A 10,612-nucleotide genomic window follows, 5' to 3' on the forward strand; every position below is an offset into this window, starting at 1 on the left:
CGGCCTGTGCCGAGGTCTGGAACGTCCACTGGTACTCCTGCGCTTGTGCCTTTTCGCCAGCAAGCGAAGAGACCGCGATTAGACCCGCCAGAACGGCGGATCCTACGTTTGTCATATTCATGTTTCCTCCCTTCGGCGCCTTCCTGGCACCGCTTTTGCATGACGCGCGCCCCCTGTGGAAAGCACGCGGTCTTGGTCGCAATTCGACACGGGTACGCCCGTTGAAACTCTCCACGAACCCGTTCTGCATTGGCTTGCCTGGGGCAATTTAGTGCCACTCGATGTCCTGCGCGGCGGCAAAGGTTAAGATCGCGTTACTGGTCAGTTCGGTGCCGTTGTCCACTGCCCGGCAGGGCGGCTCACGCCGGTCCACAGTCTTGCTACGTCCTGCTGTCCACTGACTTTCGCACCCGGGCTGATGGTGGAATATCCGCGGCCGCCGTTATTTCACGTAAATGACACTTAACACACAGGCCGCTGTTACAAAGATCGTCGAGAGCTGTGCACACGTGTGCAACCCAATGCCGCGTGCGCCCCACAGCTTGGAGAATACGATCCCATGATAAAGATGACTAGCGCATTGGCGCTGATCGCCGCCACGGCCGCCGCGCCGGTTCTGGCAGAAGACATCACCATCACAGTCTGGGCCGGCGGGTCCAATGACAGCGACCACTACCGCATAGACAATATCCGGATTGCCGCCGACATGCTGTCGCGCGAAGCAGCCATCCGCGGCGAAGAGTTGAACATCACCGTCGAAGGCAAACGCGATTTCGACGGCTGGGACGGCTTCAAACAGGCCGTGACCCTCGGCGCCGAAGCGGGCAATGCGCCCAATATCGTCGTCACTTCGCATCTGGACATCGCCCCCTGGGCCAGCGCCGGCTACATCGTCCCGGTCGAGGACTACGTCGATCTGGACGCCTGGCCGCTGAACAACGTCTACGGCAACCTGATGGAAATCGCGGCGTTTGACGGCATGCAGTGGGGTGTGCCCCAGGACGCGGAAAGCCGCCCGTTCTTCTATTGGAAAGAGACCTTCGCAGCGCTCGGCTACAGCGAGGCGGACATGGACGCCATGTCTGCCCGTGTCGAGGCCGGTGAATACACCCTGCGCGACATGCTGGCCGATGCCAGGAAAGCCGTCGACATGGGCCTTGTCGAAAAAGGCTACGGCTTCTATCCGCGCGTGTCCAACGGGCCGGACTACGCTCAGTTCTATCAATCCTTCGGCGGTGAGCTGACGGACCCCGAAACCGGCAAGCTGCTGTTCGACCGCACTGCCATGACCGAGATGTACCAGTTCTTTGTCGACGCGGTGGATGCCGGTGTCACCCGCAGGAACCACATCGGCACCGAATGGGACCAGTGGTATTCCGAAGTTGCCAACGGCAAAGCCGCCTTCTGGCACGGTGGCACATGGCACTATGGCCGTTACACCGGCAAAGAGGGTAACGAAGATTTCTTTGGCACGGTCGGCTTTACCCTGATCCCGGCGGGCAATGATGCGGGCCGCGCCAATACCGTGACCCACCCGCTGGTCTATCTTCTTACCGATCAGGAAGACGACCGCGCCGAAGAAATCGCCGCGCAACTGGTCGCCATCGCCTCTGAGCCGCGCCTGAACACGCTGCATGCGATCAAGTCCTCGCATCTTGCCATCGGCAAGGCCGAAGCCGGTCTTGACCTCTATTCCGGTGACCGCTGGGCCGCCGAGGCTACCGAAGTCCTGCTGCCGCACGCCAATGCGCAACCGAACCACCCCAACTACGGAGCGTTTTCGGAAGCGATGTTCAAGGGCCTCGAAGCCGCCTGGACCGGCGTTCAGACCCCCGAAGAAGCCGTGGCCGAAGTGGAAGCGCAACTGACCGCCACTCTGGGCGACGAGCTGATCGTTCGCTGAGCCTGATCCGGCTGAAATCCGGCGACGGCGCGCACAATCAGCCCGCCGTCGCCCCTGTTCAATCACGAGGTGCGACATGACCCGACAGACCCTTTTGGGCTTGGGCTTTCTCAGCCCCGCGTTGCTGGCGGTAATGATGTTCTTTCTGCTTCCCGTCGTGCTGACGGTGGTTTTTGCCTTTACGAACATGAGCACCTCGACCGGCATTCTGGGCGGCGAATACCAGATCAGCGAAAGCGACCTGCGCCGCCTGCCGGCAGTGGGTGTTGGCGAAGATGCGGTGGCCCTGTTGGCAGGTGCCGGATACGCGGTGCAGCCCGAAACACTGGCCCAGTTTGCCGCTGAATTCGGCGAGGACCGCGCCGCAGAGCTGGACAAGCTGCATGGTGGCGCAAAGTTCGACGACCAGCGGGCCATGGAACGGGCGCTGAAAGAGCTGCGGCGGAACCCGCTGCGCAAGGTCCGCGACCGCAAGACGGCGGCAGACCTGTTCCGCGTCTCGATCCTTGGGCAACGGTTCGCCACCCGGGATGACTTCGCCTCGGCCATCGCCGATCTTGGCGTGCCGGAGCGCGACCGCCTCGCGCTGACCGAGGCGGCCTATACCGGGTGGACCTTTACCACCCAGAATTTTGAGTTGCTGTGGGAGTTGCCTGCCACATGGCGTTATGCGCTGAACTCCGTCATCTACGTGGTTCTGACGCTTGGCTTCAACGTGGGCTTCGGTCTTTTCCTTGCGCTGTCGACCTTCTATCTGCCAAACCGCACGGCCCAGACGTTTCGGGCCATCTGGTTTTTGCCGCGAATCCTGCCCCCTGTGCTCTATGTGCTGATGTGGCAATGGCTGACATGGGATCAGGGCTTTATCTCGGCCATGCTGCGTCCCTTCGGCATCGAGCCGATCAACTGGATGCGCCACACTGCCACCCATGCCTGGACCTTTATCGTGCTGATCAATGGCTGCGTGGGGGCGTCGTTGGGAATGATCCTGTTTTCCTCCTCGCTGCGCGCGATCCCCGAAACGCAATTGTTCGCGGCCCAGGTGGACGGGGCCAACCGCTGGCAACAGGTGCGCCATGTGCTGTTGCCGCAGATGCGCTGGCCGATCCTGTTCATCACCTCTTACCAGACGCTGTCACTGCTGACCTCGTTTGAATACATCCTGCTGGCCACCGATGGCGGCCCGGGACGCCAGACCGAGGTCTGGGCCCTGGCCGCCTATCACACCGCGCTTTCGAACTATGGCGGCAATCTCGAATACGGGTTGGGGGCCGCCTATGCGCTGGCGCTGGTGATCATCGGCATCCTGCTGTCGGCGCTGTACCTGCGTTTCTTCAAATTCAGCGAACTCGTTGCAAAACCGAGGATCGAACAATGAACACCAAGGGAAACTGGTTGCTGATCCTCGCGCTGTCGCTGATCTCGGCGCCGCTGGTCATCATGTATGGCTTTCAGTTGATCGACAGCGTTTCGCGTCCCGCGCCCGGCCGCATCATCCCGCAGGAATGGGAGCTGACCAACTGGCGCTTCCTCTGGACCAGCATCGACAGCGCAAGACCGTCAATCTGGCGGGTGACCTTCAACACATTCGTCTTTGCCAGCGCGACCGCGCTTTTGGTTTGCGCCTTCTCGATCACCGCCGCCTATGCGCTGTCGCGGCTGAACTTTCCGGCGCGGCGGTTCTTCTTGGCCGGGTTGATCATGCTGCATGCCTTTCCGACCATCACCCTGATCATCGCGATCTTCATCGTGCTGCAATTTCTCGGGCTTTACGACAGCCTGATGGGCGTGATCCTTGTGAAAGCGGCATTGGAACTGCCCTTTGGCATCTGGATCATGAAAGGCTTTTACGATTCCGTCCCGTGGGAAATCGAAATGGCGGGTGTGCAGGACGGCGCCTCGCGGTTCCGGGTCTGGCGCGAACTGATCCTGCCGCAGGTCAAACCGGGGCTTTCGGCGCTGTTGATCTTTTCCTTCCTCGCCGGCTGGTCGGAATTCATCCTGCCGCTGGTGCTGGCACCCGGCGCCGATGCCCAGGTTCTGGCCACCTACATGAACGCGGTCATCGCGGACGACACCCGCCCGGACTACGGGCTCTTCAAGGCGATCGGCATGTTCTACGCATTGCCGGTCATCGCCGTTTACCTGCTGTTCCAGAAACGGCTCATGAACATTTATGGCGGAGGCACGAAAGGCTGATGCGGATCGAACTGCAAAACTTTACCAAACGCTTTGGCGACACCACAGTGATCGAGGACATGTCGCTTTCGGTCGCCTCCGGCGAGATGATCGCGCTGCTGGGGCCGTCGGGCTGCGGCAAGTCCACCACGCTGTTTGCGATCAGCGGCATCCACCGGATCGACGGCGGCACGCTGCATTTCGGGGATCGGGACGTGACCCGCCTGCCGCCGCAGGACCGGCCTGTCGGCGTGGTGTTCCAGAACTATGCGCTTTATCCGCACATGAGCGTGGCGGAAAACATCGGCTTTCCGCTCAGGGTGCAAAATCTCAAACCGGCCGAGGTCAAGCGCCGCGTGGGCGAGATGGCGGAACTGGTCCAGATCGGCAATCTTCTGGCCCGCAAACCGCAACAATTGTCCGGCGGCCAGCAACAGCGCGTGGCGCTGGCACGCGCGCTTGTGCGCAAGCCCGATGTGTTGTTGCTGGACGAACCGCTGGCCAATCTCGACGCCAAGCTGCGGCTGGAAATGCGCTCGGAAATCCGCAGGCTCCAGCGCGAAACCGGCATCACCGCGATCCTTGTCACCCATGACCAGATCGAAGCCATGTCGATGTGTGACCGCATCGCCCTGATGAAGGATGGCCGGATCGAACAAATCAGCACTCCCGGCGACATGTACGAACGTCCTGCGTCCCGCTATGTGGCCGGGTTTCTGGGCAATCCGCCGATCAGCTTCTTGCGGGCCGAGGCCAATGGCCAACTGACAATCGGCGCCGACAACGCTCTCCCCCTGCCCCATGGCACCGCGGCCCGCGGGCCGATCACGCTAGGCGTGCGCCCCGAACATTTCGGCCCGCAGCATCGCGGGCCATCCATCGCCGGGCAGGTCAGTTTCATCGAGCCGCAAGGCCGCGAAGACCTGATCGACGTGACCCTGCCCTGCGACCAACGGCTGCGCGCCATCGTGCCCGCCGGCCATGACATCGCGCTAGGACAACCCGTCAACTGGCAGCTTGACCTGTCTCGCGTGCATCTGTTTGACGCCGAAGGAGCCCGCCTGTGACCGCATCCCCCGACTGGACCCGCCCGGACCGCCCTTATGCCATCGCCCACCGGGGCGCTTCCGCCTATGCGCCTGACAACACGCTAGAGGCATTCCGCATCGCCAGCGCGCTTGGCGCGGAAATGTGGGAAGTCGATATTCGCATATCGTCCGACGGCCAGATCATCGCGTTCCACGACAAGATCCTGTCGGACGGGCGCAAGATCTCTGACATAAGCTTTGCCGAAATCCTCGCCCACACCACGGCAGAAAACCGTCCCTGCCCCCTGTTGCGGGATGTGATGGCCGAGGCCGCGATGCTGGGCACCGGCATCTACGCCGATATCAAGGACACCCGCGCAACCCTGCCAGTGCTGCATATGCTGCGCGATCACGGCATCACCCGCGCCATCCTTGGCGCCTTTGACCGGGAGGCCGCAAAGCTTCTGGCCGAAGCCGACAGCCCCTACCCCCGGTCCGTGCTTGTGCCGCTGGGCGCGGAGCCCTTCGCCTATGCCCAAGGCGCGGATGTGATCCACCTGTGCTGGGAACATATGGACCGGCCGCAAGACACGCTGACCGACGCCCTGTTTGAACGCGCCTTTGCCCAGGGCCAGCGCATCGCGATCTGGCACGAGGAAGACCCGGAGCGCATGGCCGCTATCCGCACCCGCCCGGTGATCGGCATCTGCTCGGACCGGCCCGAGCTGGTCAACCAGCCGGGGCGTGGCCTGCCGTTTCAGACGGTTTGCCACCGCGGCGCCAATAAAGTCGCGCCGGAAAATACCCTGCCGGCGCTGGAATGTGCGCTGGCGGCGGGCTTTGATTATGTCGAATGCGATCTGCATCACACCGCCGACGACGCGATCGTCATTCACCACGATGCCACGCTGGAAAGAACCACCAATGGCGCGGGCCCGATCAGCGATCACACCTTGGCCGAAGTGCGCGCGCTTGACGCCGGTGGCGGGTTCAGCCCCCATTTCACCGGCACCCCGATCCCCACATTGGCCGAAGTTCTGGCACTGCTGCACCGCTATGACGGTCGCGCCTATCTTGAGCTCAAATCCGCGCCCCCGGCCCCGGTCTGGCAAGCGGTCTGCGCGGCGGGATTGCAGGATCGCGTGTTTTTCTGGTCATTCGATCACGCCAAGCTGCAAGCTCTGCGCGCTCTTGCCCCACAAGCGAACATCATGGCGCGGCGGCAGGATTATCCAACGCTTGCGGATACGCTGGCCGATCTTGCGCCGCAGATCGTGGAATTCACCTTGCCCGAAGGCACGGGGGATTTCGCCGCCGTTCGCGCCGCAGGCGCATCGGTCATGCTGGCCGCAATGGCCGGTGATGCCGGCACCTTGGCGCAGATCGTGGCCGCCGCGCCTGACCTTGCCAATGTCGATCATCCCTTTGCGCTTGCCCGATTGGTGCGCGCCGATGGATGATCACCGTCGACCCACATCTTACGACGTGGCGCGCATGGCCGGGGTCTCGCGCTCTGCGGTGTCGCGCTGTTTCACTCCCGGTGCCAGCATCGCCGATGACACCCGCGCCAAGATCATGGAGGCCGCGCGCGCATTGGGCTATCGCACCAACGCACTGGCGCGAAACCTCAAATCGCAGCGATCGCAGCTTGTCGCCATCCTTGCCTCGCGGCTGGACACGCCGTTTCGGGCGCGGCAGGTGAAACACCTTGCCCGCGCGCTGATTTCCGAAGGGTTTCGCCCGCTGCTTCTGACCGCTGATCACAGCGATGATCTGGAGCCCTTGCTCTCGTCGATGCTGGATTACAACCTCGCCGGGATGATCGTGACTTCGGATACACCGCCCGCCGCCGTGACAGAGGAATGTCAGCGGCTGCGCGTGCCCGTTGTATTGATCAACCGCAACCCCGGCTCCAACGGCGGCGACCGGATCCAACTCGACCCCGATACCGCTGCCGAGATCGTGTTCGACATGCTGTACGCGGCGGGCGCGCGCCGTTTCGCCGTGCTGCGCCCCAAAGATCGGACATTCACCGTGATCGGCCGGGTCAACAGCTTTTGCGAACTGGTCCACGCCAGGGGGATGCCCTGTCAGGTCATGCCCTGCGATGGCCAATCCTTTGAGGCCGGGCGTGATGCAATGCGCCGCCACGAAGCCATCCTGCGTTCCTGCGATGGCCTCTTTGCCGCGAATGATTTGCTGGCCTGCGGCGCGCTTGACGGGCTTCGCGGTGATCTGGGGCTGCGCGTGCCACAGGACATTGCCGTTGTCGGGTTTGACGACATTGAACAGGCCAGCTGGGCGTCTTATGATCTCAGCACCGTGCGCCAAGATGCCGGCACACAGGCCGCCATGGCGGTCGAGGCAATGAGCTACCGACTGCAAACACCGGATGCCCCGACACTGGTGACACATCTGCCGCTGCACCCGGTGGCACGCGGCACCACAGGAAAGATCGAACAGCCATGAATATGCAGGGCCGATTGTCCTTTGCCGCCGCTCTGGCCCGAGAGGCCGGAACGCTGGCCCGTGACATGCGCGCGGCCCATGGGGGGCTGACCATCGACGCCAAGGGGCCGCAGGATTTTGTCACCGCCGCCGATCTGGCGGTGGAGTCCCTCATCCGCACACGCCTTGCGGAACACTTCCCCCAAGACGCCATCATTGGCGAAGAGGGCGGACGCCGCGGCGATACCTCCTCTGGCGAGGTTTGGATCATCGACCCGATCGACGGTACGACGAATTTCCTGCGCGGCATGCCGGACTGGGCCGTGTCCATTGCCTGTGCCAGCGCGGGCGAAATCGTTTTGGGTGTGATCTTCGCACCCGATCTGGACCTGCTGTGCGAGGGGCTGTTGTCCGGCGCCCCCGTCGCACGCAAGAATGGCGTTCCCCTTCAGGTGGACGCTGGATGCGCCGCCGCCGAGGCGCTGATTGCCGTCGGCTGGTCGCCGCGCACGCCCTTTGCCGATCATGCCGCGTTTCTGGAACGGATCGTGGCGCAGGGCGGCGAATTTCGCCGCAGCGGCGCGGCCACCATTGGCCTGATCGGTGTCGCCTCGGGCTGGGTCGACGCCTATGCGGAGCGCGAGTTGAACCTGTGGGACGCCGCCGCCGGCATCGCGATTATCAAGGCCGCGGGCGGCACGGTCGAGGCCCCCGCCTTTACCCCGGAGCTGACGGCCCCTGCGCCCTTCCTCGCGCTCGCCCGCGCAGATCATGAAATGGCACCCCTGCTGCGTGACAATATTTTGGGTGACACTTTCCGGGATGAACCGCAGGCCGACACCAAACGATGAGATTTGCTGACCAAGGTGGACGCCAAAAAACGGCGCTCGTTCAAGCGCAGAACGCCGGACGAGGCATATTGGCAGGGTCGAGATCAGATTTTGGCGGCATGAAAGCCAAGACCGATACACCTTGGGACAGCCGCTGAACTGTCCAGAGAACCGAAATCGACCAAGGCGAGGTCAAGACCACGGCGCCCTGGTCGCAGGCCGAGATAGTGGCGCGTCCGGGTTGACCCTGGCCGGAATGGACGGTTGTCCGATCTTGCCGCGCTGGGGTTTGCCTCGGATCACCAGATTTGCGTCCTCGAGAGTTCGGAAGATCCCTGAAATCGCATTGGGGGACGGACCGGTGGCCTGACTCGCCTCTGCCTTGGTCAATTGCCCATCCTGCGGATCAACTTGAGGATCAGGTGCTCGTTGTAGTTCCCCGCGGCGACCTCGTTGGATCGCCTTTGGCGGTTTGACCGGAGTAGCGCCTCTCGGTCAGAAGGCGACGCATCGGGCCATGTATCACTTTGATTTTTGGAGGGTCTCACCACATTGGCCGACGCTGCGATAGTAAGATTTCTTGCCAGTTTGACAAGCAGCGGCGCGGGTCAGAGTGCACCATTACTTACTTTCGAATGAATTATTTATTGACTCGCAAGCCCTTCACGTTCTACCCAGAGCCCGCGTCTGCCGAAGAGATTTACAGCAGGTGCCTCGCTCCGGTTGCATGTTGCGACCGCAACAACGGACTGTCCGAACCAGACACTATTAATTACTTCATCAGGAAGTTTTATGGTTCCAAAACCTCGGACAACAGAACGACTTTTGGAGGAAACATGACCCTTAGAACCTGTGTTACGGCACTCGCCACTCTCGGTGCAGCCTCGTTTGCCGGCACCGCATATGCCGGCAGCCACGCGGCTGGCGCCTGCCTGATCACCAAGACCGACACCAACCCGTTTTTCGTCAAGATGCGCGAAGGCGCGACCGCCAAGGCCGAGGAACTGGGCGTCGCGCTCAATACCTATGCCGGCAAGGTGGATGGCGACAACGAGACCCAGGTTGCTGCGATCGAAACCTGCATCGCCAATGGCGCCAAGGGCATCCTGCTGACCGCATCGGACACCTCTGCCATCGTTCCCGCGGTGCAACAGGCGCGCGATGCCGGCATTCTGGTGATCGCGCTCGACACGCCGCTCGATCCGATCGACGCCGCCGACATGACCTTTGCAACCGACAATTTCAAGGCGGGCGAGCTGATCGGCCAATGGGCCGCCGCCTCCCTGGGTGACGAGAGCGCCAACGCCAAAATCGGCCTGTTGAACATCAATATTTCGCAGCCCTCTGTAGGGGTATTGCGGAACCAGGGTTTCCTGCAAGGCTTCGGCATCGATCTCGGCGACCCGGGCAAATGGGGCGATGAAAAGGATACGCGCATCGTCGGGCACGATGTCTCGGAAGGCAACGAGGAAGGCGGTCGCAAGGGGATGGAGAACCTGCTGGCCCAGGATCCGGAAATCAACGTGGTCTACACGATCAACGAACCCGCCGCCGCCGGCGCCTACGAAGCGCTGAAGGCCATCGGCCGGCAGGAAGATGTGCTGATCGTCTCGGTCGATGGCGGCTGCCCCGGAGTCGACAATATCGAGGCGGGGATCATCGGAGCGACCTCGCAGCAATACCCGCTGAAGATGGCCGCGCTGGGGGTCGAGGCGATCGCGACCTTCGCCGAAACCGGCGAGAAACCGGAAGCGACCGAAGGCAAGAACTTCTTCGATACCGGCGTGGCGCTGGTGACCGACCAGCCGGCCGATGGCGTCGAGTCGATCTCGGTCGCTGAGGGCAAGAACCTCTGCTGGGGCTGATCGCCTGACTGTCCGGGCCGCACCGACGGCCCGGACAGTTCTCTGACATGGAACACTCCGGCGGGTGACCTGCCCGCCCCCGTTTCTATTCCCGTGCCCGGACCCACCCGGCACAACATCTGGAGGCACTCATGTCCAACTCGGACAATTACGAAGCCGCAACCCAGGACGCCTCGACCGACGTCGCGTCGTTCGAGGAGAACCACAAGGGACTGGTCGGCAAGTTCCACGACCTGCTGCACACGACACCGGCCCTTGTGCCGCTGATCGTGCTGGTCTCGGCGATCATCTTGTTCGGCCTGCTGCTGGGCAGCCGATTCTTCTCGCCCTTCGCCATGACGCTGATCCTGCAACAGGTGC

8 protein-coding genes and 2 pseudogenes are annotated in these 10,612 nt (G+C 62.5%); 9 read left to right on the forward strand and 1 reads right to left on the reverse strand.

The window, feature by feature from the left end; genetic code table 11:
- A pseudogene (locus PVW49_RS23225) lies at window positions 1-367 on the reverse strand (integrase core domain-containing protein); the annotation flags it as partial.
- A gap of 192 nt (window positions 368-559) precedes the next feature.
- Here PVW49_RS23225 and PVW49_RS23230 point away from each other — a divergent pair.
- The 9 genes and pseudogenes from PVW49_RS23230 to PVW49_RS23270 all read left to right on the forward strand — a co-directional run.
- Window positions 560-1,903 (forward strand): ABC transporter substrate-binding protein, encoded by a 1,344-nt coding sequence (locus PVW49_RS23230; protein ID WP_274591738.1) that lies wholly within the window; start codon window positions 560-562, stop codon window positions 1,901-1,903.
- Between the two features lie 76 nt (window positions 1,904-1,979).
- Entirely contained in the window at window positions 1,980-3,281 is a 1,302-nt protein-coding gene (locus PVW49_RS23235) for a carbohydrate ABC transporter permease (RefSeq protein ID WP_274591739.1), read from the forward strand.
- Window positions 3,278-4,102 (forward strand): carbohydrate ABC transporter permease, encoded by an 825-nt coding sequence (locus tag PVW49_RS23240; protein ID WP_274591740.1) that lies wholly within the window; start codon window positions 3,278-3,280, stop codon window positions 4,100-4,102. Before PVW49_RS23235 ends, PVW49_RS23240 begins: the two co-directional genes overlap by 4 nt.
- Entirely contained in the window at window positions 4,102-5,148 is a 1,047-nt protein-coding gene (locus tag PVW49_RS23245) for an ABC transporter ATP-binding protein (protein WP_274591741.1), read from the forward strand. Before PVW49_RS23240 ends, PVW49_RS23245 begins: the two co-directional genes overlap by 1 nt.
- Window positions 5,145-6,569, forward strand: coding sequence for a glycerophosphodiester phosphodiesterase (locus tag PVW49_RS23250; RefSeq protein WP_274591742.1), 1,425 nt, complete (start codon window positions 5,145-5,147; stop codon window positions 6,567-6,569). The genes PVW49_RS23245 and PVW49_RS23250 overlap by 4 nt, the downstream gene beginning before the upstream one ends.
- Window positions 6,562-7,578 (forward strand): LacI family DNA-binding transcriptional regulator, encoded by a 1,017-nt coding sequence (locus tag PVW49_RS23255; protein WP_274591743.1) that lies wholly within the window; start codon window positions 6,562-6,564, stop codon window positions 7,576-7,578. Before PVW49_RS23250 ends, PVW49_RS23255 begins: the two co-directional genes overlap by 8 nt.
- Window positions 7,575-8,408: an inositol monophosphatase family protein gene (locus PVW49_RS23260; RefSeq protein WP_274591744.1), complete on the forward strand. Its 834-nt coding sequence runs from the start codon at window positions 7,575-7,577 to the stop codon at window positions 8,406-8,408. The genes PVW49_RS23255 and PVW49_RS23260 overlap by 4 nt, the downstream gene beginning before the upstream one ends.
- A gap of 815 nt (window positions 8,409-9,223) precedes the next feature.
- Window positions 9,224-10,252: a sugar ABC transporter substrate-binding protein gene (locus PVW49_RS23265; RefSeq protein WP_274591745.1), complete on the forward strand. Its 1,029-nt coding sequence runs from the start codon at window positions 9,224-9,226 to the stop codon at window positions 10,250-10,252.
- 131 nt (window positions 10,253-10,383) lie between these two features.
- Window positions 10,384-10,612, forward strand: a pseudogene (locus PVW49_RS23270) (ABC transporter permease); the annotation flags it as partial.

The sequence above is a fragment of the Marinovum sp. PR37 genome, from assembly GCF_028807375.1.
In the GTDB taxonomy this organism is placed as follows: Bacteria; Pseudomonadota; Alphaproteobacteria; order Rhodobacterales; family Rhodobacteraceae; genus Marinovum; species Marinovum algicola.

Bases quoted from the DNA above. Each gene is read 5' to 3' on its own strand.
- PVW49_RS23230 (WP_274591738.1), top strand. From the start codon at position 560: ATGATAAAGATGACTAGCGCATTGGCGCTGATCGCCGCCACGGCCGCC.
- PVW49_RS23235 (WP_274591739.1), top strand. From the start codon at position 1,980: ATGACCCGACAGACCCTTTTGGGCTTGGGCTTTCTCAGCCCCGCGTTG.
- PVW49_RS23240 (WP_274591740.1), top strand. From the start codon at position 3,278: ATGAACACCAAGGGAAACTGGTTGCTGATCCTCGCGCTGTCGCTGATC.
- PVW49_RS23245 (WP_274591741.1), top strand. From the start codon at position 4,102: ATGCGGATCGAACTGCAAAACTTTACCAAACGCTTTGGCGACACCACA.
- PVW49_RS23255 (WP_274591743.1), top strand. From the start codon at position 6,562: ATGGATGATCACCGTCGACCCACATCTTACGACGTGGCGCGCATGGCC.
- PVW49_RS23260 (WP_274591744.1), top strand. From the start codon at position 7,575: ATGAATATGCAGGGCCGATTGTCCTTTGCCGCCGCTCTGGCCCGAGAG.
- PVW49_RS23265 (WP_274591745.1), top strand. From the start codon at position 9,224: ATGACCCTTAGAACCTGTGTTACGGCACTCGCCACTCTCGGTGCAGCC.